This is a genomic window from Ensifer sp. LC11 (assembly GCF_001695835.1).
Classification (GTDB): domain Bacteria; phylum Pseudomonadota; class Alphaproteobacteria; order Rhizobiales; family Rhizobiaceae; genus Ensifer.
In genome coordinates this window covers 1-23,642 of record NZ_MBSO01000025.1, presented here as the reverse complement: position 1 = coordinate 23,642, position 23,642 = coordinate 1, and the positions used below count along the sequence as shown (strand labels likewise).

Here is a 23,642-nt window from a genome sequence, read left to right as displayed (position 1 = left end):
CCTTTGCGTCAGGAGATCAGCCCGAGCCGGAAGGCGATCGCCACCACGTGGTGACGGTTCTTCGCCTTCAGCTTTTCCTGGATGCCGTTCATGTACCAGTCGACCGTATGGCTCGAAATGTCGAGCACCTTGCCGATGTCGTTGGATGTCATGCCGTCGGCGAGATAATTGAGCGCTTCCATCTCTCGCCGCGTCATCTGCACCTCGACGCGCGAGCCGAGCTCGGCCGAAACCTCCGGATCGGTCAGTTCCAAGAGCTTCCAGAAGAGCCGCTTGGCAATCGAGTCGAACAGGCTGATCTCCACCGGGCTCAAGTCGACGACACGACCGCCGACCGTCAGGTTGCCAAGCAGGCCGCGCCGGCCATGTACCGGGAAGATATAGCCGTCGTAGAGGCCGTGGTTGCGCGCCTCGATCATCATGCTTTCCATGCGCTTGCGATGCGGATCGGAGCGGAAGGCAAACAACGTGTCGCGCCACCGGAAGCCGCGCTGGGCGTGGCCGAGGTAGCGGATGGTCGGATCGATAACCACGAACTTCTTGCGAATGTAGATCTGCGGCCAGCCTTCCGGCCAGCGACCGGCAAGCAGGAGCCTGAGAGGATTGTCATGCGGCTTCGGCTGCCGGACGACACCGTAGAAGTCGAAGCCGCAGCGATCGAGCAGGCGCTCGAATTCCGGGATGATTTCCTCGCGAGTCTTCATCTCCTCCAGAAGCGCGAGAAACTGTACGAGCAGCGTAATGTTCATGGATCACCTTCCAGGTAGATGCATATGGTCGCATTTCCGAATCCGGACATAAAGGCACCGTTCAGCGACCATTCATGTTGCACCCGCGATAATCCGTCATACCACGCCCGGTCTTATGCGAAATATGCAAGAAATCGGAGTTGGCACGATAGATAGCAGACTATGAATATTCTCGCCAAGCTCGCTCTAGAGGGAAACGGGAAAACGAGTGGCTGTCCATGCGTCCGACTACGGCTTCCCTTTGCCGCCAAAGACCGTCTCAGCGCGGCCCCGAGAGGTTAAGGGGCGGACTTAAAGCCCGCCGTTTAGCTCTCGAGGACGTGGGTGCATCCGCCGCAGAAGGACTGCGGCGCGTCAAATCCGGTACCCGGAAGGGGTGAGACAAGTGTCATTGTTCCAGGTGTATGCAAGAGCGCTCAGTTATCTTGCAGTCCACAAGCTCCGTGTTTCGGCGATCGTTCTCGCCAACGTCATTCTGGCGGTCATCACGATTGCCGAGCCGATCCTGTTCGGCCGCATCATCGACGCCATTTCGTCGAAAGGCGAAGTCACGCCGATGCTCTTGATGTGGGCGGGTCTCGGTGTGTTCAACACCGTCGCCTTCGTACTTGTCGCCCGCGAGGCGGACCGGCTGGCCCATGGCCGCCGCGCCACGCTTCTGACCGAAGCCTTCGGCCGCATCGTGTCCATGCCGCTCGCCTGGCATAGCCAGCGCGGTACCTCGAATGCGCTGCACACGCTTTTGCGCGCCTGCGAAACCCTCTTTGGTCTCTGGCTCGAATTCATGCGCCAGCACCTGGCAACCGCCGTCGCGCTCGTGCTGCTCATTCCGACTGCCTTTGCCATGGACGTGCGCCTGTCGCTCGTGCTCCTCGTGCTCGGTGCGGCCTACGTCATGATCAGCAAGGCGGTGATGAGCCGCACCAAGGACGGCCAGGCTTCGGTCGAGACCCACTATCACACGGTCTTCTCCCACGTGTCCGACGCCATCAGCAACGTCTCGGTCGTGCACAGCTACAACCGCATCGAGGCCGAAACCCGCGAGCTGAAGAAGTTCACCGAGCGGCTGATCTCGGCCCAGTTCCCCGTGCTCGACTGGTGGGCGCTCGCAAGTGCCTTGAACCGCGTCGCCTCCACCATCTCGATGATGGCGATCCTCGTCATCGGCACCGTGCTCGTGCAGCGCGGCGAACTCGGCGTCGGCGAAGTCATCGCCTTTATCGGCTTTGCCAACCTCCTGATCGGTCGCCTCGACCAGATGAAGGCCTTCGTGACGCAGATCTTTGAAGCCCGCGCCAAGCTTGAAGACTTCTTCCAGCTCGAAGACGCCGTACGTGAACGGGACGAGCCGGCAGGCGCGGCCGAACTGCCCGTCGTCAACGGCGAGGTCGAGTTCCGCGACGTGTCCTTCGACTTTGCCAACACGAACCAGGGCGTGCGCAACGTCTCGTTCACGGCCAAGGCCGGCCAGACGATCGCCATCGTCGGCCCGACCGGTGCCGGCAAGACGACGCTCGTCAACCTGCTGCAGCGCGTTCACGACCCGCGTGAAGGCCAGATCCTGATCGACGGCAACGATATCTCGAAGGTCACGCGCAAGTCGCTGCGCCGTTCGATCGCCACCGTCTTCCAGGATGCGGGCCTGATGAACCGCTCGATCTCGGACAATATCCGCCTCGGCCGTGACGATGCGTCGATCGAGGAGATCATGGCCGCCGCCGAAGCGGCCGCCGCCTGCGACTTCATCGAAAACCGCACCAGCGGCTACGATACGGTCGTCGGCGAGCGCGGCAACCGTCTGTCGGGCGGCGAACGCCAGCGCGTGGCAATTGCCCGCGCGATCCTGAAGAATGCGCCGATCCTGGTGCTCGACGAAGCGACCAGTGCGCTCGACGTGGAGACCGAGGCCCGCGTCAAGGAGGCGATCGATGCGCTGCGCAAGAACCGCACGACCTTCATCATCGCCCACCGCCTGTCGACGGTGCGCGAGGCCGATCTGGTGATTTTCATGGATCAGGGCCGGATCGTCGAGATGGGCGGCTTCAACGAGCTCAGCCAGAGCAACGGCCGCTTCGCAGCCCTCTTGCGCGCCAGCGGCATCCTGACGGACGAGGACGTCCGCATGAGCCACACGGCGGCTTAGAGCAGTTCCAGGAAAAGTGTGGCGCGGTTTTCCGTCCGGAACTGCGCCATTTCAAGGATCCAAGCCGCTCGTCTCAACGGCAACGACACGCACATCGAAGCCACCCGCTGCAAATGCGGGTGGCTTTTGCGTTTCCGGCCTTCCGACAATGCCGCGTCAAGCAGCCTTGTCATTCCCGCGAAACTTGATAGATCGGAATTCCGGCTTCACTTCCAAGGGAATCATCATGCCGGACATCTCCACGATCGCACTTTTCGCCGCGGCCAGCCTCGTTCTTACCGCCACGCCCGGCCCCGACATGCTGCTCATTGCGTCGCGCAGCATAAGCCAGGGGCGCTCGGCCGGGTTTCTCACCTATGCCGGCATCGCGCTCGGCACCTATTGCCACACGCTGGCCGCAGCACTCGGGCTTTCCCAGCTCTTCTTAACCGTGCCGATCGCCTATGAGGTCGTACGCTGGGCCGGCTGTGCCTATCTGCTGTATCTAGCCTACAAGACAATCCGCGCGGACGCGTCGAACGCTTCCCCGGTCTCGACACTCAAGCGACTTTCAGGCCGGCGGATTTTCGGGGAGGGCCTGATGACGAACATTCTCAATCCGAAGATGGCGCTCTTCGTGCTCGCCCTGTTCCCGCAGTTCGTGCATCCCGCAGGCGGATCGATGGTCCTGCAGATGCTTCTGCTCGCGACGATACTGAACGCGATCGGCCTCGTGGTGAATGGCTCAGTCATCCTTGCCGGCAGCCATATCCGCAAACGTCTGTCTGGTTTCAGCCGCTTCCCGAAGCTGCCGCAATACCTGCTCGCAGGCGTTTTCACGGGGCTGGCGTGCCGGCTTGCGCTTGGCGCCAGGAACTAGCGCCAACACGCATCAATGCACCGGGCGGCGCGTCTCATGTCGCCCGGATCGGCCTGGCCGCCGACAACCCCTTCAGCCATTCGAGATAGTAGGCATAGGCGAAATGCAGCCCGATGCCGACGAAGACGAAGAGGCTGCCCAAAACGGGGTTGCGTCCGGTGACGAAGAGCAACACCTGGCCGGCCATCGCCAGGATCGTGCCGAAGATGAAGATCGGCAGAGAATGGCGGCCGACGACGGCAAGCGGGTGATCGCTGTCGAGCCTAGCGAGGTTGCTGAGCTTCGGTGTGACGGCGATGATGTAGGCGAGCGCCAGCACGTGCGTGAGCCGCGGCAGCGACAGGAAGGTCTTGTCGAAGCCGGTCAGAACAGCGGGAAGGCCGAAGGAAAGGTCGATGCTCCACCAAGAAAACAGCACCCAGACGGCAGAGACGGCGAGATAGGCGCTCGACAGCACCATCAGCCAGGGCCATCGCGGCACCGATCCGCCGTTGCGCACTGATGTCATCGTGACGACGCCGATGACGAACAGGAACTGCCAGGACCAGGGATTGAGGAACCAATAGCCTTCGTCGAGGAAGTTCGATGGCACCAGCTTGAAGACGCCTGCCGTGAGCCACAGGGCGGCCGACAACAAAAGCAGCAGCTTCTTGCTGACGCCGTTCAGCCAGAGGATGCCCGGCAGCAGCAGGAACAGCGCCGCATACATCGACAGGATGTTGTTGTAGCCGAGCTGATGTCCGAGCAGCACCATGGCAACGATGCCCTGTTCGGTCTGTTCCACCATCGGGCGGATGTTGATCTCGCCGATCAGGTCCTGTCGCCCGAAATAGAGCGCCCCACCGGCGAAGATCGCCAGCGTCACGATACTGGTCATGATGTGAGCGATGTAAAGCGCCAGCGCCCGCCGCCAGATCTTCAGCGTCATCGCCAGCCGTGCGCCGGCAATGAACTTGCCGCCATAGGCAATCCCGACCGAGAGGCCGGAGATCAGCACGAAGGCTTCGGCGGAATCGGAGAAGCCGACGTTCTTGTGGGTCAGGTATTCGAGATATTGTCCCGGAACGTGATTGACGAAGATCGTCAGCAGACACAGCGCCCTGAAAACGTCGAGGCGGGTGTCGCGCTCCTTTGGAACCATTCGGGTGAACGCAGGATTCGCGCCACCCTGAAAAGTCTTTTGCAGCATGCAGTCCGTTTTCCAGGATTTGGCGCCCCGCCCCATCCCTGTTGAAACGGGCGCCGGTGGCCCATACCGTCAATCAGACGGAACGGCCGGCACCATGAAGCGCAGCACCGCGCATCTTTTGAACGCGCAAGGCTGCGGCATTTGAATTGACACGACACCCGGCCCTCGAGGTCGTGCCACCGAAACATCCGCAAAGAAAAACCGGCCTTGCCCTTGCGGGAACAAAGCCGGTTTCATCCTGTCATCAATACCGGCCGTTACAGCAAAATGCCTTCATGCGCGTTTTTTGTGACACTATTGTTGACGCTGACGATCGGCTCGCCGCTTTTCTGGTCGCGTTGCACCAAAATCTTGTGCCGCGCGCCGTTGAGCGTAACTTCGGCGGAGTAGCCTTCCCAGGCGGCAGGCAGCACCGGCCGGATGACCAGCTTGTCGCCCTGCCGGCGGATGCCAAGGATACCCTCGACGCCGACGCGGTAGAGCCAGCCAGCCGACCCGGTGTACCAGGTCCAGCCGCCGCGCCCTGCCAGATCGCCTTCGCCATAGATATCGGCGGCAACGACATAGGGCTCGACGCGGTAGTGCTCGGCCGCCTCGCGGCTGTCGGCATGCGAGATCGGGTTCAGCATCTGGAAGACGCGCCAGGCTTCTTCCGCCCTGCCCTGTTCGGCGAAGGCCAGAGCCACCCAGGTGGCAGCGTGGGTGTACTGCCCGCCATTCTCGCGCACGCCGGGCGGATAGGCCTTGATGTAGCCCGGGTCCTGCGCCGTCCGTTCGAGCGGCGGCGTGAACAGCCGCACGATGCGCTGGTCCGGATCGACCAGTTCGGCCATGACCGCATCCATCGCCTTGAGCGAACGCTGCTCTTCACCCTCGCCTGACAGCACGCTCCAGGACTGGCCGATCGAATCGATCCGGCATTCCAGCGCCTCGCTCGTGCCGAGCGGTGTGCCGTCGTCGTAATAGCCGCGGCGATAGTAGTCGCCGTCCCAGCCGGCCGCATTAAGGGCCTTCTTGAGGGCTTCGAGATGCGCCTCCCAACGCCTGACGCGAGCCTCGTCCTTGCGCTCGCGCGCATAGGGCAGGAAGCCGCGGAGCGTGCCTGCAAGGAACCAGCCGAGCCAGGTGCTTGTGCCCTTGCCGGCCTCGCCGACCCGGTTCATGCCGTCGTTCCAGTCGCCGCCGAGGAACAGCGGCAAGCCGTTATCGCCGGTGCGCTTGATCGCAAGATCGAGCGCCCGGGCGCAATGCTCGTAGACGTCACCGATCTCTTCGGAGATTTCCGGCTTGTAGAAGGCATCATGCTGCCCCTCCTCCAGCGCCGGCCCGGTGATGAAGGCAAGCCGCTCAGAAAGGAGGTCCGAGGTGCCGGTCACCGTGCAGTAGCGGGTCACGGCATGGGCGAGCCAGACGACGTCGTCGGAGATCATCGTGCGCACGCCAGCGCCAGTTCCCGGCAGCCACCAGTGCTGCACGTCACCCTCGGTAAACTGGCGGGCGGCGGCGTTGAGGATCTGCGCGCGGGCAAGCTCCGGGCGATGGATCAGAAACGCCAGCGTGTCCTGCAGCTGGTCACGGAAGCCGAAGGCGCCGCTTGCCTGGTAAAAGGCCGAGCGCGCCATGATCCGGCAACCGAGGCTCTGATAGGGCAGCCAGTTGTTGATCATCGCATTGAAGGCCGGATCCGGCGTTTCCACCTTCACGATGTCGGTGAAATCGCGCCAGAACGACTTGGTCGCCTCAAGCACCGTGTCGAACGCCGTTTGCCGCAGCTCGCCGATGACGGCGCGAAGCTGGTCCTCGTTGTCGGCATCGCCGAGGATGAAGGTCACCTGCCGCTCGGCACCGGGCTCGATCACCAGATCGGTCGCGACGACGGCGCAAGGATCACCATCGACATCGACGGAACCGGAGAGCTCAGCGCCCGAGGTGACGGCCTGCGGCACCAGGATGCCGCCGAACGCCCCGAGGAACTCACGGCGGCTCGCCGTATGGCCCGCGGCCTCGCCGCCGTCCACGGTGAAGAAGGCGGATCGGCCGGAGAAATCGATGCTGTACGGGTTGGTCGCCACCAGCGCCTCGGCCGTCTCGTCCCATTTGGAAAGGACGAACGGCGCACTGCGGGCACGGTTGTTGCCAAGCACCCATTCCGCATAGCCGTAGACCCGCAGCTGCCGCGCGGTTGCCGCACGGTTGCGGATCGAGACGCGAACGAGCTTGGCCGGCAGGCTGCGATGCACCGTCTGGGTGGTCTCGATCTCGAGGTCGTCCTGGGTGCTGCGGAAGGTCGAATAGCCGAGCCCGTGCGCCGTCTCGAAGACGACCGAGCGGCGACGCGAGAGCGCCGCATAGGGCGTCGAAACCGTACCGCTCGCCATGTCGCGAATGAAGATCGCCTCGCCGGGCCGGTTGACGACCGTGTCATTGGTCCAGGGCGTCAGCTGGTAGTCGCGCGAGTTGCGGCTCCAGGAGTAGGCGGCCCCTTCGGCCGAAATGTGGAAGCCGAACTGCTCGTTGGAAATCACGTTGATCCAGGGCTGCGGCGTTGCCTCGCCGCCGCGCAGACGCACGACATATTCGCGGCCGCCGTCGGCAAAACCGCCGTAACCGTTCCAGAAGGCAAGGCCGTCACCCCGGATCTCTGCCGGAGCAACGTCCGTCGTGTCCTGGGGTGCGGCCAAAAGCGGGCCGACGAACTCGCCGCTCTTTTCTACCTTCACCGGCGCCGGCGAATAGAGCGAGTTGGCACGGGCGATCTGGTCGGAGATCGTGCCGTTGCGGGCATGGAACACGGCACGCGACGCCGACAGCAGGGTCGACCAGGTCTCCGCCTCCATGAGGTCGCGACGCACCGAGAAGATGTGCTGGCGCGGACCATCCGAAAGGCCGCGCAGCCTCAGGTTCTCGCACATGGAATCGAGCGCGTGCTGCATGTCCTGTGCATAGGAAGACGCCCGCTCGTTGATGATCACCAGATCGGCGGTGATGCCGCGGGCGCGCAGGTATTCCTGCGCACGCAGCGCTTCGCGGGCGATGCCGAGATCGCCGTCGTCGTTGATCCTCAGGCAGAAGATCGGATAGTCGCCGGATATCGCCAGCGGCCAAAGCTTCGATTGCGAATCAAGACCGGCCTGCACCGTTGCCGCATCGGCGCGCAAATGCATGTCCGGATAGACGAGATAGCGGCCGAGCATCTGGAAGCTTGCAGCTTCCTGAGAGGTCACGCCGACATGGCGCATCTGCACCTGGCTGCGGGTCCAGGCGTGGATGAGCTCCTGGTTGAAGGTTTCCGGGTGGCGGTAGCGATCGATCGCGCGATCGACTTCCTCGCGGCTTGGCGTGGCGATCGTCCAGAAGACGACGCTGACCTTCTTGCCAGCCGGGACGCGAACGACGCGGCGTAGCGACATGATCGGATCGAGGGTGAAACCATCCGTACCCGACAGCACGGAATCCGTGTCGAAGGCCGCCGCCTCAGCCAGCGTCCGGCCGGGGCCGATGAAACGGCGACGGTCGGTTTCGGCTTCCGTATGGCGGTCGCTGCCGGCATTGTCGGTGACGAGATGCGCCACTTCCATGTCCGGATCGCCGGAGCTGCGCTTGTTGCGGCTGACGCGGATAACGTCGCCGCGACGGCTGATTTCCGTGCGCACGAACATCTTCGAGAAGGCCGGATGGGCGCTGTCGGCCTCTTCGGTCGAAAGCACCGGCTCGGCATAGGAGGTCACTTCGATGAAGCGGTCCTGAGTGCCGGTGTTGAGCAGCATGACGCGTCGCCCTTCGGCGTCGTGTTCGGTGGCAACGATGCACTCAACTTCGCTGATCAGGTCGCCGACGGTCTTGACGAATTCCGCCTTGTCGTCGCCGAAGCGCGTCAGCACCTTCTCACCGGCGGCGCGCCGCGGTTCTGACGTCGTCGACCACCACTCACCGGTCGTTGTGTCACGCAGGAAGATGAAGGTGCCGGTGCGGTCTTCGACCGGGTCCGGCTTCCAGCGGGTGACGGCCTGGCCATTCCAGCGAGCATAGCCGGCGCCATTGGCCGTCAGCATGACCGAATAGTGGCCATTGGAGAGAAACACGGTCTCGCGGTCCTGCGCCAACGGATTTTCGATGATGCGGACTTCCGGACGCAGGAGATCGTCCTGGCCCTTGCCGACCGATTCCGGTTCGCGCTTGGCGTTCATGATCGGGATGTCGCGCGGCGCCTTTTCCTGCAGCAGCAGTTCGGCCGCTTCGATAACCGGATCGGCATGGAACCACTCGCGCAGACGGCCATTGAAGACGACGTTGGCAACGGCCGCGATCGACATGCCGTGGTGGTGCGCATAGTAGTTGCGCACGACCGCACACTTCTGCCCCTCCGGCACACGCGTCGGCGTGAAGTCGACGGCGTCATGGTAGCCGTAGGCGCCGAGCGCACCGACTTCGCGAAGCCGCCCAAGGTTGGCCAGCGCCGACTTCGGATCGTACATGCAGGCAAGGATCGAGGCGTAGGGTGCGATGACCGCATTCTGGCCAAGACCACGCTTCAGGCCGAGCGTCGGCACGCCGAAGTTGGTGTACTGGTAGGTGAGTTCGTGGTCGCGGGCGTTGAACGCCGCTTCCGAAATGCCCCAAGGCGTACCGAGGCGGCGGCCGTGATTGATCTGTTCCTTGACCACCAGGTTGTTGGTCTGGTTGAGAATGCCGCCCTGCCGTTCCTGCATGACCAGCGGCGGCATGAGGTACTCGAACATCGAGCCGGACCAGGAGATCAGCGCGCCGCGCGCGCCGATCGGCACGATCGGACGGCCGAGCTTGTACCAGTGCTCGGTCGGGAGATCCCCCTTGGCGATCGCAAACAGGCTGGTAAGGCGCGCTTCGGACGCCAGAAGGTCGTAGCAGGCCTCGTCGAGCTCGTTGGCATTGACGCGGAAGCCGATCGACAGCAGGCGCCGCTCCGGCCGGAACAGGAAGCCGAAATCCATCGAGAAGGCGATGTCGCGCGCCCGATCCTTCAAGACCAGCAGACGCTGGCGCAACGTTTCGATGGCGCTGAGGTCGAAGACGCCGTCGGCGATATGGGCTTCGCAGGTGGTGACGAGCGAGGTCGCCCACTTCGTCACTTCGTTGCTCTGCGGCGTGCGCACCTCGTGGTCGAGATTGACCGTGAGCTTGTGCATGTCACGCGCCAGCACCGCCAGGTTGATCACCCGGATCGACGCGAACTCGTGCTCGCGTATGACCGCCGCGAGCGCGTTCTGGAAGCCGACGATGCGCTCCTCGATCAGGCGGCGCAGCGGCCGGACCGTCTTGCGGTCGTCAGGCAGGTCGCGCAGCACTTCCTCGAGGATGGCCACGACGTCGCCGATACCGGTGAGACTGCCCAGCACATGCGCCGACGGCGCTTCCGCCCAGTCGCGGCACATCGACGAAACGGCGATCAGATGGCCGGCAAGGTTGCCGCTGTCGACCGACGAGATGTAGCGCGGCTCCATGGTTTCGAGCGTATTGGTCCGATACCAGTTGAACAGGTGGCCGCGATACTTCGGCATCCGGTCGATCGTGGCAATCGTCTGTTCCAGCCGGTTGATCGTCTCCTCGAAGCCGATCCAGCCGAAATCACGCGCCGACATGACCGAGAGCAGATAGACGCCGATATTCGTCGGCGAGGTCCGCTCGGCAAGCACCGGCTGCGGCGTCTCCTGGAAGTTGTCCGGCGGCAGGAAGTGCTGCTCGGCGGTCACGAAGGTTTCGAAATAGCGCCAGGTGCGGCGCGCAATCAGCCGCATCTCGTCGATCGCCTCGTCGGAGACGACGAGCTGGTCCTCGGTTTCGGCCGACTGGCTGACGAACCAGGCAACGGCTGGCGAAAGCGCCCAGAGCAACGCGAAGGGGATGCCGATGAACGGCAGGCCGGTGTCGGAAATCGCCGCAAGCGCCAGCGAGATTGCCGACAGCGCCGGCGCGATCCACATGGCGCGGTAATAGTCGCCGATCGTGCCGTGGCCGGCGCTCTGCACCTGTGCGGCGGTGCGCCATTCGAGCATCAGCTTGCCGCTGACGAAGGTGCGGTAGAGCGAGCGTACGATCGCGTCGCCCATCATCGCGGCGTTGTGGGCAATGAAGACGATGCGAAGGGCAACTTGAGCATTGGCGGCGCGGACTTCGGTAAGCACCGCATGAAGGTGGGCCCGAGCGACGATGTCGTTGCGGCGCGGCAGCAGACCGTTGATCAACGACAGGGTCGGGGCCACGAACAAGCTGAAGATCAGGACAATCTGCCAGATCAGCGCTTCGGTCGGCTCCATGTAGTACCAGCCCATGACCGAGGCGACGAGCCAGGCAAGCGGGATCAGCGAGCGGCGCAGGTTGTCGTACATCTTCCAGCGCCCGAGCATCGACAGCCCGTTCGAGAAATTGAAGATATAGGGCAAAAGCTGCCAGTCGCCGCGCGCCCAGCGATGCTGGCGCGACATCTCGACCTCGTAGCGGGTCGGGAAGTCCTCGACTAGCTCGACGTCGGTCACCAGGGCGCAGCGCACATAGGAGCCTTCGAGCAGGTCGTGGCTGAGAACGGCGTTTTCCTGGATGCGGCCCTTCAGCGCCGCCTCGAAGGCGTCGACGTGGTAGAGGCCCTTGCCGGTGAAGCTGCCTTCGCCGGCGATGTCCTGGTAGACATCGGAAACGGTAAAGACGTAGGGGTCGATGCCGCGATTGGCCGAGAAGATGCGCTGGAAGGCCGAGGCCTCGCTGCCGGTCGTCAGCGACGGCGTGACGCGCGGCTGCAGCAGGCTGTAGCCGGCAATCACGTCCTGGGTCTTCGGGTCGACCACCGGGCGGTTGATCGGATGGCACATCTTGCCGACGAGCTTGGTCACCGCATCGCGCATCAGGCGCGTGTCGGAATCGAGCGTCATGACATATTGCACGTTGTCCGGCACCGTGTTGGCGCCCTGCAGGAACGAGGTATCGCGGTCGCCGCGAAGCAGCATGTTCAGTTCGTGCAGCTTGCCGCGCTTGCGCTCCCAGCCCATCCACACGCCTTCCTGCTCGTTGAACAGGCGGCGGCGATGCAAGAGGTAGAAGCGCGTCTTGCCGTCATAGGCGTAGCGCGCCGAGAGCTGGGCGATCTCGCGCTTGGCATAGTCGAGAACGTCCGTATCGGTGCCGGACTCCTCGTCCTTGCTGTCGGCCCAGTCGCTGACGAGCGCGAAATAGATCTCGCCGCGCGGGTTAGCGAGGTAGTGCACCTCGAGATTGCGCACGAGTTCGTCGACATGGTCGCGCTTGGAAATAAGGCACGGCACCGCGACAAGCGTGCGGGCGTGCTCGGGGATCCCGTCGATGAATTCGTAACCGACGAGACGGGAGGGTTTGACGAACAGCGTCACCAGCGTGTTGAACAGGCCCATGGCGCCTTCCGAGGCCGGCAGCGCGAAGAGAAGCAGCATGATCAGCTTCGCACCGCTCGGGATCGCCATGGGGCTGACGAAGGAATAGACGGCGATCATCGCCAGGATTGTCAGCAGAATGTTCGGACCGGCGATCGCAAACCAATCGAGCTTGCGGCTGAGGCGAATGATGGTCTGCAGCACCGACGGCCGGTAGTTGATCTTCCTTTCCAGTACCTTGCGCTGCTTGCCGACCAGGAACGACCCGACGTTCGGCTCCTGCAGCGGCGCCTCGGTCTTGGCGGCTTCCTCCGCCTCGCGCACCATCTCGACGGCGATCTGGGTCACTTCGTATTCGCTGTGGCCGGAGCGGCGCGCGAGCTTTTCGATGGTGTCGCGGTACTTGTTGCGCGAGCCGAAATCGAGCGCCGCATAGTCGGAGCCTTCGCGCAGCGCCGCATCGATCTTGCTGACGCTTTCGAACCAGACGGCCCAATCGGTGTCGTCGATCTCGCGCAGGCTGCGAATGATGTTGCTCATCGTCGCGTTGCCGGACGACAGGCGGTTCTGCTCGGCGACCAGCGCGCTTTCGACGTCGCTGCCGCGCTTTTCAAGCTGTTCCTCGATCCAGCCGATCACGGCGCCCGAGGTCTGCGAGCCGTCGCGCATGCGGTAGAGCAACTGCGCGACGAAGGTGTTGTCGGCGGCAAGCGCCTCAGACTCGGCGAGCAGCGCACGACATTTTTCCGGGTCGTTCAGACGGATGATCTGGTCGGCGATATCGTTTGCCTTGCGGCGCATGCCGCGCGAGCGCTCGACGCGGATGGCAATGCGCCGGAGGTTTTCGATCAGAACGAAGCGCAGGATCGACGGCAGCGCCCAGAGTTCGCCGATCTTGAAGGTTTCGTGCTTCTGGAAGCCCTCAACCATGGCCGTGATGCTCTCACGCGTCACGGTGCTGTGGGTATGGGCGACATAGAGCCAGGCAAGCGCCATGGTGCGCGGGATCACCGTGCCCGAAACCGAAAGCGTCGGAAGCTGGCGATAGAAGCGGCGCGGGAAATCGCGACGAACTTCCTGGATCGCCTCTTCGACGACGTGATGGTTGTCGAGCAGCCATTCGGCCGCCGGCGTGATCGTCGCTCCCGCCTCTACGTCCGCAGCCGTCGCCCGGTAGACGCGCAGGATCTCGCTCTCGTTTTCGCGATGCCGCGGCCGGAATTCGAACGGGAAGAAACCAGGCAGCGAAGAAACACCCTTCAATGCGAGGTCCTCGCCGCATTGCCGGAGGTCCTCCATCGAGAAGAAGGTCGCGCGGATCGAATCGTTGTAATCGATCTGCTTTGCTTCCGGTTCGCGCGGAGAGGTGGGCGGCGTAGTTTGAAGCTGCATGGGTACGGGTTCTGAATCCAACCGGGGTTGATCGGCCCGGCCCTCGTCGGGGTGCCGGGTTGGCTGCGGTCCTGAGAATTCAGGCGTAGCCGGCGCGTTGCTAGACACGGTCATGTGTCCTCCCATCCACCGTCATTTCCCGGAAAACCGGGACCTGGCGGTAACAGGCACCGCCCTCGACTGGGCATCGGAGATCGCAAAGCCGGCGGCGCATTGATTTTTTCAAGGCCGCGGTGATGCATGAAAATGGCATTTTTTAGCCGTGGTGCCAACAGCTTGCAAGGATTGCTCATACAAGTTCGGACGATTTGCGCACAGACGAATAGGGCTGAAACCGGCCGCTGCCGGCGCCCCTTGGCACTTTGATACAGCTCTCTCAAATGCCCCTTCTCAAGCTTCATCGCGGATGGCAGACAAGGCGAAACGTGAAGGGGCCAGGAAGGTTCCTTCAATTTGAAGAAAAGCGCGCGCGCCGTCAGCCCACCTGCTCCGTGATCCACTCGCGGAAAGCCAGGCTGATCGGGTTCTCGAGCTTGCCCTCGGGCACGGCGAGATAATAGCTGTTTTCCGTCTGCATCGGCCGGTCGAGCACGATGCGTAGCGTTCCCGCGGCGAGTTCCTGCTCGATCAGATAGCGCGGCAAAAGCGCGAAGCCGAGGCCGGCCGTCGCCGCCTCGATCACCATGGAGAACTGGTCGAAACGGTTGCCGCGATAGGCGCCGCGCCCGTCCATGTCGTTCGCCTCGAACCATTGCGCCCAGAGCTTCGGCCGGGTGGCGAGATGCAGCAACGGACCGGCGACGAGATCCTCCGGCGTCGCGATCGGATGATCCGCCAGCAAGGCAGGGCTTGCGGCGGGCACGATGATCTCGCTGCAGAGATAGCTGCAGGTGGCGCGCGCCCAGACCGGCTGGCCGTAATGAATGGCGATGTCGAAATTCTGCTCTTCGAAATCGAAAGGAGCCGAGCGCGAAGCGATGTTGATCACCGTGTCCGGATGCCGCCTGAGGAAATCGGGAAGGCGCGGCACCAGCCAGCGGCTGCCGAAGGTGGGCAGCGAGGCGATCGACAGTGTCGAGTCCGCCCGGGCCGAAGCCATCGCCCGCACCATCAGTTCCTCGGTCTGGTTGAGAAGACGACGCACCTCCGGCAGAAACTTCTGGCCGGCATCCGACAGGATCACCCGCTGGCGCACGCGCTCGAACAAAAGCACGCCGAGTTGGTTTTCGAGGTCCTTGATCTGCCGGCTGACCGCACTCTGGGTGAGGTTCAGCTCGGCTGCGGCCTGCGTGAAGCTGCCATGTCGCGCCGCGCATTCGAACGCCTGCAGCGTCGTTACGTCGGGAACCAGCCTGCGGCTCAACTTCATTCCAGCCTCGCATCAACATAGTCAGAAGCAACGCGATCAATGGCCAGTTCGATCGGATATGATCCGAAATGAGAATGACCTTGTCCTTCACCCATAGCGCGAGGCGAGCCCCAGTGAAAGAGAATAGTTTCGTATCCGCCGACGACATCCGTTCGGCCTTTTCCGCAGCCATGTCGGTCATGTACCGCGAAGAGGTACCGGCCTACGGTACGCTGATGGAGCTGGTCGCCAAGGTGAACGCCGATACGCTCGCCGCCAACCCCGCCCTCAAGGAGCGCCTCGACGCCACTGATTCGCTCGACCGTATCTCCGAAGAGCGTCACGGCGCCATCCGGCTCGGCACGCCGGCCGAACTTTCGATGATGCGCCGCGTCTTCGCCGTCATGGGCATGTACCCGGTCGGCTACTACGATCTGTCGACCGCCGGCGTTCCTGTTCATTCCACCGCCTTCCGCCCGGTCGGCGAGACCGCGCTGAAGCGCAACCCGTTCCGCGTCTTTACTTCGTTGCTGCGCCTCGACCTGATCGCAGACGCAGCGCTGCGCGCCGAAGCCGAAGTCATTCTGGCAGCGCGCCAGATCTTCACTGATGGTGCCGTGGAACTCGTGGAAAAGGCCGAGCGTGACGGCGGCCTCGACAAGGCGGATGCCGAGCGCTTCGTCGCGGAAGTTCTCGAAACCTTCCGCTGGCACGACAAGGCCAATGTCAGCGCCGACATGTACAAGCGCCTGCACGATGCGCACCGCCTGATCGCCGACGTCGTTTCCTTCAAGGGTCCGCACATCAACCACCTGACGCCGCGCACGCTCGACATCGACCAGGTGCAGGCACTGATGCCGGAATACGCGATTGCGCCGAAGGCGGTCGTCGAGGGTCCGCCGACCCGCAAGTGCCCGATCCTCTTGCGCCAGACTTCCTTCAAGGCTCTGGAAGAGCCGGTTTCCTTCAAGGACGCCGACGGCGCCTGGAAGCAGGGGTCTCACACCGCCCGCTTCGGCGAGATCGAGCAGCGCGGTATCGCGCTGACCCCGAAGGGACGCGCGCTCTATGACGAGCTGCTCGACGCCTCGCGCAAGATCGTCCGCCCGGTTGCCGACGGCTCCAACGCCCGTGAATATGGAGCAGCACTCGCTGAAGCCTTCGAGCCCTTTGCGGACACCTGGGCAGGCATCCGCGAGGCGGGCCTCGGCTATTTCAGCTATACGTTGACGGAGAAGGGCCGCAAGGCCGGCATCTCCGCCAAGCGCGACATCGAAGCATTGATCGCCGATGGCCTCGTCCAGTTCGACGCGATCGTCTACGAAGACTTCCTGCCGGTCAGCGCCGCGGGCATCTTCCAGTCGAACCTCGGCGACGGCGCCCAGCAGGACTTCGTTGCCAGCCCGAACCAGAAGCGCTTCGAGAGTGACCTCGGCGCAACCGTGCTCAACGAGTTTGACCACTATGCCGGCATCGAGCAGGCTTCGATCGAAAGCTGCATCCGGGCCTTGACCGGCGCGATCGCTGCGGAATGATGCTCTTCTGATGATCGACAAACGGCACATCGACGCGCTTACCGGCATCCTTGGAGACAAGGGTGTCGTCACGCGTCCTGAAGACCTCGAAGCCTATGAGACCGGCGCGCGCTACGATCGCGGCCGGACGTCGCTCGTGCTGCGGCCGGCAACGACCGAGGAAGTTTCCACCGCCGTTGCCTATTGCGTTACGAACGGCATCGCGCTGATCCCGCAGTCCGGCAACACGGGCCTTGTTTCCGGCTCGACGCCGGACCAGTCGGGCGACGAAGCCGTGCTCAGCCTCGACCGGCTGGCGAAACGCTTCGACCTCGACCTCGACAACCGCTCGGTGCGACTGGATGCCGGCTTCCGCCTGTCCGATCTCAACCGGCGGCTGGAAGAGCATGGGCTGTTTTTCCCGATCGACCTCGGTGCCGACCCGCGCATCGGCGGCATGATCGCCACCAACACCGGCGGTTCGCGCTTCCTGAAATATGGCGACGTGCGCCGCAACACGCTCGGGCTCAAGGTCGTGCTCGCCGACGAGAGCGGTACCGTGCTCGACCTGCAAAGCGACCTGCGCAAGAACAACACCGGCGTCGACTGGAAGCAGCTCTTCGTCGGCACCTCGGGCGCTTTCGGCATCGTCACCGAATGCGTGCTGAATCTCGAGCGCCTGCCGCAGCAGACGGCGACCGCGCTGCTCGTTCCGGCCAGCGGCGCCCAGGTGCTGCCGTTGCTACGCGCCATGGAAGAGCGGCTCGGCGCCTATCTCTCGGCTTTCGAGGGCATGTCGAAGAATGCCGTCAAGGCGGCCTTTGCCCATGTGCCGTCGCTGAAGAACCCATTCCAGGGCGGCAACGTTCCGGATTACGTCATCCTCGCCGAAATCAGCCGCACCTGGGCACCGCGCGAGGGCGAACAATCGCTCGACGCCGTGCTGGAAGCGGCACTTGCCGAGATCTGGGAGCTGGAATCAGCACCACTCGCCGACGCCTTCGTCGGCCCGCCGCACGAGATCTGGGCGCTGCGCCACGCACTGTCGGAGGGCGTCAAGCACCTGGGCAAGCTGATCGCCTTCGACGTCTCCTTCCGCAGGGGTGACATCATGGCCTTCTGCGACCATATGAAGGCCGAAATGCCCGCGAAATTTCCTGACGTAACCGTCTGCGATTTCGGCCACATCGGCGACGGCGGCGTGCACTTCAACCTCGTCGTTGCGAAGGACAGCCCGCTGCTTCAGGACGAAACCTTCGAACCGCGGCTGCGCGAATGGGTTTTCGCGGTCGCCGTCGAGGAGTATCACGGCAGCTTCAGCGCGGAACATGCGATCGGCCGCCGCAATCAGGCCTATTACGACTTTTATACGCCAGACAAACTCAAGGACATGGCCAAAGGCCTGAAGACGCTCACCTCGCCGGGGAAACTCGGCAGCGTGCGCTTCGGATAGGCCAGAGCGGAATGAGGAAAAGTGTATGCGGTTTTCCGCCCGCATTCCGCTCTAACCAATGATCTAAGCCAGGAAAACGGGAGTCAGACCATGAACATCGCAACCAAGAAAGTCGACGTGACCAAGGAAGCCGCTGCGCTTCTCGAAAAGATGGGCGTCGCCAAGGAACTCTACACCGGCGGCGACATGCCGTCCTACAGCCCGGTCACCGGCGAAAAGATCGGCAACCTCAAGACGGTTTCGGCCGCCGAAGCTGCCGCCAAGATCGAAAAGGCCCACGAAGCCTTCAAGGCCTGGCGCCTTGTCCCGGCACCGAAGCGCGGCGAACTGATCCGCCTGCTCGGCGAAGAACTGCGCTCCTTCAAGGCCGATCTCGGCCGCCTGGTTTCGATCGAAGCCGGCAAGATCACCTCCGAAGGCCTCGGCGAAGTCCAGGAAATGATCGACATCTGCGATTTCGCCGTCGGTCTCTCCCGCCAGCTCTATGGTCTCACGATCGCCACCGAGCGCCCCGGCCACCGCATGATGGAAACCTGGCATCCGCTCGGCGTCGTCGGCGTCATCTCGGCCTTCAACTTCCCGGTCGCCGTCTGGTCGTGGAACACGGCGCTGGCGCTCGTCTGCGGCAACTCCGTCGTCTGGAAGCCGTCGGAAAAGACCCCGCTCACAGCCCTTGCCTCGCAGGCGATCTTCGAGCGCGCGGTCGCCCGCTTCGGCGACGCACCGGAGGGCCTGTCGCAGGTGCTGATCGGCGACCGCGCCATCGGTGAAGTCCTCGTCGACAACCCGAAGGTTCCGCTGGTTTCGGCCACCGGCTCGACCCGCATGGGTCGCGACGTCGGCCCGCGCCTTGCCAAGCGTTTCGCCCGCGCCATCCTCGAACTCGGCGGCAACAATGCCGGCATCGTCTGCCCGTCGGCCGATCTCGACATGGCCCTGCGCGCCATCGCCTTCGGCGCCATGGGCACCGCCGGCCAGCGCTGCACCACCATGCGCCGCCTGTTCGTGCACGAAAGCGTCTACGACCAGCTCGTTCCGCGCCTGAAGAAGGCCTACGGCTCGGTTTCGGTCGGCAACCCGCTGGAATCGACCGCCCTCGTCGGCCCGCTCGTCGACAAGGCCGCCTTCGACAGCATGCAGAAGGCGATCGGTGAAGCCAAGTCTCATGGCGGCAGCGTCACCGGCGGCGAACGCGTCGAACTCGGCTACGACAACGGCTACTATGCCAAGCCTGCCCTCGTCGAAATGCCGAAGCAGGCCGGCCCGGTTCTCGAAGAAACCTTCGCGCCGATCCTCTACGTCATGAAGTACAGCGACTTCGACGCCGTTCTCGCCGACCACAATGCGGTCGCAGCTGGCCTGTCGTCCTCGATCTTCACCCGCGACATGCAGGAATCGGAACGCTTCCTCGCCGTCGACGGCTCGGATTGCGGTATCGCCAACGTCAATATCGGCACCTCGGGTGCTGAAATCGGCGGCGCCTTCGGTGGCGAAAAGGAAACCGGCGGCGGTCGCGAATCCGGCTCTGACTCGTGGAAGGCCTATATGCGCCGCGCCACCAACACGGTGAACTATTCGAAGGCTCTGCCGCTGGCGCAGGGCGTGTCGTTCGATATCGAATAACCGGCGCGACCAGGTAGGTAGAGACCATGACCATCAACCAAACGGTCAAGGAGGCGGGCTTTGCGCCCGCCTCGCGGATCTCCTCGATCGGAGTCTCCGAAATCCTGAAGATCGGCGCGCGCGCGCAGGCGATGAAGCGCGAAGGCAAGCCGGTCATCATTCTGGGCGCCGGCGAGCCGGATTTCGACACGCCCGACTACGTCAAGGACGCTGCCTGCGAGGCGATCAAGCGCGGCGAAACCAAGTACACCGCACTCGACGGCACGCCGGACCTGAAGAAGGCGATCCGCGAGAAGTTCCAGCGTGAAAACGGCCTCGCCTACGAGCAGGACGAGATCACGGTGGCAACAGGCGCCAAGCAGATCCTGTTCAACGCCATGATGGCGTCGATCAATCCCGGCGACGAAGTGGTCATCCCGACGCCCTACTGGACCTCCTATTCGGATATCGTCCAGATCTGCGAAGGCAAGCCGGTTCTCATCCCTTGCGACGCTTCCTCAGGCTTCCGGCTGACCGCCGACAAGCTCGAAGCGGCAATCACGTCCAGGACGCGTTGGGTGCTGCTGAACTCGCCGTCGAACCCGTCGGGTGCCGCCTACAGCGCTGCCGACTATCGGCCGCTGCTCGACGTACTCTTGAAGCATCCGCATGTGTGGCTGCTGGTCGACGACATGTACGAGCATATCGTCTATGACGACTTCCGGTTTGTGACCCCGGCGCAGCTGGAGCCCCGCCTCAAGGACCGCACGCTGACGGTCAACGGCGTCTCCAAGGCCTATGCCATGACCGGCTGGCGCATCGGCTATGCCGGCGGCCCGCGCGACCTGATCAAGGCGATGGCCGTGGTCCAGAGCCAGGCAACCTCCTGCCCCTCCTCCGTCAGCCAGGCCGCCTCGGTTGCCGCGCTGACTGGGCCGCAGGAGTTCCTGAAGGAACGCACGGCCAGCTTCCAGCACCGCCGCGATCTCGTCGTGAGCGCCCTCAACGCCATCGCTGGTCTCGATTGCCGCGTTCCGGAAGGTGCCTTTTACACCTTCTCCGGCTGCGCCGGCATGCTCGGCAAGGTCACGCCTTCGGGCAAGAAGATCGAGACGGATACGGACTTTTGCGCCTACCTGCTCGATGACGCCCATGTGGCGGTCGTTCCGGGCTCCGCCTTCGGCCTCTCGCCCTTCTTCCGCATCTCCTACGCAACCTCGGAAGCGGAACTGAAGGAAGCGCTCACGCGCATCGCCGACGCCTGCGCAAGGCTCGCGTAACTGGGTATTTGCCCTCACTCTAGCCCTCTCCCCGCTTGCGGGAAGAGGGGACGTGCCACACGAAACAAACCAAAGTGCGGTGACGTAGGGCGAATGGGGTGCGGCATATCCCTTCTCCCCGTCAAAACGGGGAGAAGGTCGCGGCAGCGGGATGAGGGGCATTCTTCCACTCGACCAATTTGAATAGGATATCCCTGCCCCTCAAAACGTCGGTGGCGTACAGGCGCTGATCACCTCGCAGGGCACCGGCCCGACGCAGCGGAACCGATGCGGCCGCCGGCTTTCGAAATAATACGCATCGCCCGGCCCCAGGATCCGTCGCTCATCGTCGACGGTGACCTCGATGCGGCCCGAAAGCACGATTCCCCCCTCCTCGCCATCATGCACCAGGGGTACCTTCCCCGTATCGGCGCCCGGCTGGTAACATTCCTTCAGGATCTGCAGGCTGCGGCCGAAGAGGTTCTCGCCGATCTGCCTGTAGGAAATCGGCCCCTTGCCGATCTCCACCAGTTCCTCCGCCGCGTAAAACGCCTTGCGCGGCTTCTCCGGCTCGAAGGAGAAGAACTCCGCAAGCCCGATCGGTATGCCGTCGAGAATGCGCTTGAGCGCTCCGACGGACGGGTTGGACGCGTTCGATTCGATCAGCGAGATCGTCGAGTTGGTGACACCTGCCCGTTTGGCGAGTTCGCGCTGCGACAGATTGTGCATCAGCCGGAGGTGACGAAGCCGGTTTCCGATGTCGACGCTCATGAGTCTCCGTCCAGGTGTTCAGGTTGTTCGAAATACCGCAAATTGTCGAACACCATTCCATGAAATTCAATGACTTGAATGCCAGCAGAAAAGGACTTGTTTGGCAAATCAAATCATGGCGTCAATCGCGCGACTTCAGGAGGATGCCATGAACCAGCACACCAAACCCAACGCCCCCGTTCTCGACAGTTATTGGATGCCCTTTACCGCCAACCGGCAATTCAAGCAGGCGCCGCGCCTGCTCGCCTCGGCCGAGGGCATGCACTACACCAGCACCGACGGCCGCACGATCCTCGACGGTACCGCCGGGCTCTGGTGCGTCAACGCCGGCCACGGCCGCCGACAGATCGCAGCCGCCGTCGAGCGCCAGCTGTCGACCATGGATTTCGCCCCCTCCTTCCAGATGGGCCACCCGATCGCCTTCGACTTTGCCGAGCGCCTCGCCGAGATCGCGCCCGGGCCTGAGGGCCAAAAGCTCGACCGCGTCTTCTTCACCGGCTCCGGCTCTGAATCGGTCGACACGGCGCTGAAGATGGCGATTGCCTATCAGCGCGCCATCGGCCAGGGCACGCGCACCCGTCTGATCGGCCGCGAGCGCGGCTATCACGGCGTCGGCTTCGGCGGCATTTCGGTCGGCGGCATTCTCAACAACCGCCGCGTCTTCCCGCAGCTTCCCGGTTCGGATCACCTGCGCCACACCCACGATCCCGTTAAGAACGCCTTCGTCAAGGGCCAGCCGGAACACGGCGCCGAACTTGCCGACGACCTCGAGCGGCTGGTGGCGCTGCACGGTGCCGAAACCATCGCCGCCTGCATCGTCGAACCGGTCGCCGGCTCCACCGGCGTGCTGATCCCGCCGAAGGGCTACCTCGAGCGGCTGCGCGCGATCTGCGACAAGCACGGCATTCTGTTGATCTTCGACGAAGTCATCACCGGCTTCGGCCGCCTGGGCGCCCCCTTCGCCACCGACTTCTTCGGCGTCACGCCGGATCTGGTGACGACCGCCAAGGGCCTGACGAACGGTGCCATCCCGATGGGCGCGGTCTTTGCCAGCCGCAAGGTGCATGATGCGCTGATGCATGGCCCGGAAAACGCGATCGAGCTCTTCCACGGCTACACCTATTCCGGCCACCCGGCCGCCTGCGCCGCCGGCATCGCTACGCTCGACATCTACCGCGACGAGGGCCTGATGACCCGCGCCGTCGAGTTGCAGGACGCCTGGCACGACGCGATGCATTCGCTGAAAGGTCTGCCAAATGTCATCGACATCCGCACGATCGGCCTGATCGCCGGCATCGAACTGCAGTCGCGCGACGGTGCGATCGGCGCCCGCGCCTACGATGTTTTCGTCGATTGCTTCGAAAAGGGCCTGCTGATCCGCGTCACCGGCGACATCATCGCCTTCTCGCCGCCGCTGATCGCCGAAGAGAAGCATTTCGGCGAGATCGTCTCGATCCTCGGCGATGCGCTAAAGCGCGCGAAGTAGTCTGGCTGCGGACTAGCAAAATCGAATCGGTTCCGAAACGACATAAAGGTTTCTTTATGTCGACTTGACGAATCCGGCTAAAGGTATTATTCTCATCTACAATCCGGTGCTAACGCGATCGGTATCCAGATGGTACAATAATCCATCGAATGGGGCGAAAGCCCCATTTTTGTTTATGGCAACCATTTGTAGCCATAGCCATTTATCTGGCCGCTGGCCGATCGGTCGTACTTAGTGTCGATTAGAAGCGCCCTAACCCGTTCACAAAACGGGCCCAGCGTGACGTTGTGTTGCATCCGCGTCCTGATGTACATGTGACTTGGATGGGCGATCAAATCACAAAGCTGCAGTCCTGCAACGTTATTCGGCTTGTAGCGGATCTTTAGAGCGTTTCATTGCTTGTCTGAATCTGGGGGGATTCCCGGCCGGTCGGTTTTGTGATTCAAGATGCTGGCTGGGCGGAGGCCAGCTTCTGATGACACGAGCCCTTTCGAATGATCT

Annotated in this window: 12 protein-coding genes; 7 read left to right on the top strand and 5 right to left on the bottom strand. The window is 63.2% G+C overall.

Going from position 1 to position 23,642, the window contains the following annotated elements:
- Window positions 1-8: 8 nt before the first annotated feature.
- Window positions 9-749 (bottom strand): autoinducer binding domain-containing protein, encoded by a 741-nt coding sequence (locus tag BBX50_RS18665; protein WP_065776827.1) that lies wholly within the window; start codon window positions 747-749, stop codon window positions 9-11.
- A 385-nt stretch (window positions 750-1,134) separates the two neighbouring features.
- On the opposite strand from BBX50_RS18665, the gene BBX50_RS18660 reads away from it, so the two are divergent.
- Both BBX50_RS18660 and BBX50_RS18655 read left to right on the top strand, forming a co-directional pair.
- On the top strand, window positions 1,135-2,892 hold the full coding sequence (locus BBX50_RS18660; protein ID WP_065776826.1) for a glucan ABC transporter ATP-binding protein/ permease: 1,758 nt from the start codon (window positions 1,135-1,137) through the stop codon (window positions 2,890-2,892).
- Between the two features lie 226 nt (window positions 2,893-3,118).
- Entirely contained in the window at window positions 3,119-3,751 is a 633-nt protein-coding gene (locus BBX50_RS18655; RefSeq protein WP_065776825.1) for a LysE family translocator, read from the top strand.
- A 34-nt stretch (window positions 3,752-3,785) separates the two neighbouring features.
- Here BBX50_RS18655 and opgC read toward each other — a convergent pair whose 3' ends face one another.
- The 3 genes from opgC to BBX50_RS18640 form a co-directional block, all read right to left on the bottom strand.
- Complete coding sequence (opgC, locus tag BBX50_RS18650; RefSeq protein ID WP_065776824.1) at window positions 3,786-4,940, bottom strand: OpgC domain-containing protein; 1,155 nt, start codon at window positions 4,938-4,940, stop codon at window positions 3,786-3,788.
- A 257-nt stretch (window positions 4,941-5,197) separates the two neighbouring features.
- Window positions 5,198-13,822: a cyclic beta-(1,2)-glucan synthase gene (gene ndvB, locus BBX50_RS18645; RefSeq protein ID WP_065776823.1), complete on the bottom strand. Its 8,625-nt coding sequence runs from the start codon at window positions 13,820-13,822 to the stop codon at window positions 5,198-5,200.
- Between the two features lie 361 nt (window positions 13,823-14,183).
- Window positions 14,184-15,077 (bottom strand): LysR family transcriptional regulator, encoded by an 894-nt coding sequence (locus BBX50_RS18640; RefSeq protein ID WP_065776822.1) that lies wholly within the window; start codon window positions 15,075-15,077, stop codon window positions 14,184-14,186.
- Window positions 15,078-15,190: 113 nt separating this feature from the next.
- Between BBX50_RS18640 and BBX50_RS18635 the strand changes: the two genes are divergently transcribed.
- The 4 genes from BBX50_RS18635 (at window position 15,191) to BBX50_RS18620 (ending at window position 20,905) form a co-directional block, all read left to right on the top strand.
- Window positions 15,191-16,591 carry a VOC family protein gene (locus BBX50_RS18635; protein ID WP_083213536.1) on the top strand — a complete coding sequence of 467 codons (1,401 nt, stop codon included), beginning with the start codon at window positions 15,191-15,193 and terminating at the stop codon, window positions 16,589-16,591.
- Between the two features lie 10 nt (window positions 16,592-16,601).
- On the top strand, window positions 16,602-18,023 hold the full coding sequence (locus BBX50_RS18630) for an FAD-binding oxidoreductase (protein WP_065776820.1): 1,422 nt from the start codon (window positions 16,602-16,604) through the stop codon (window positions 18,021-18,023).
- A 90-nt stretch (window positions 18,024-18,113) separates the two neighbouring features.
- A complete protein-coding gene (locus BBX50_RS18625) occupies window positions 18,114-19,646 on the top strand; it encodes an aldehyde dehydrogenase family protein (RefSeq protein WP_065776819.1) in 1,533 nt (510 codons plus the stop codon).
- Between the two features lie 26 nt (window positions 19,647-19,672).
- Window positions 19,673-20,905 (top strand): pyridoxal phosphate-dependent aminotransferase, encoded by a 1,233-nt coding sequence (locus BBX50_RS18620; protein ID WP_065776818.1) that lies wholly within the window; start codon window positions 19,673-19,675, stop codon window positions 20,903-20,905.
- A 201-nt stretch (window positions 20,906-21,106) separates the two neighbouring features.
- On the opposite strand, the gene BBX50_RS18615 is transcribed toward BBX50_RS18620, so the two are convergent.
- Entirely contained in the window at window positions 21,107-21,655 is a 549-nt protein-coding gene (locus BBX50_RS18615) for a cupin domain-containing protein (protein ID WP_065776817.1), read from the bottom strand.
- Window positions 21,656-21,803: 148 nt separating this feature from the next.
- Between BBX50_RS18615 and BBX50_RS18610 the strand changes: the two genes are divergently transcribed.
- Window positions 21,804-23,141 (top strand): aspartate aminotransferase family protein, encoded by a 1,338-nt coding sequence (locus BBX50_RS18610; RefSeq protein WP_065776816.1) that lies wholly within the window; start codon window positions 21,804-21,806, stop codon window positions 23,139-23,141.
- Window positions 23,142-23,642 lie beyond the last annotated feature (501 nt).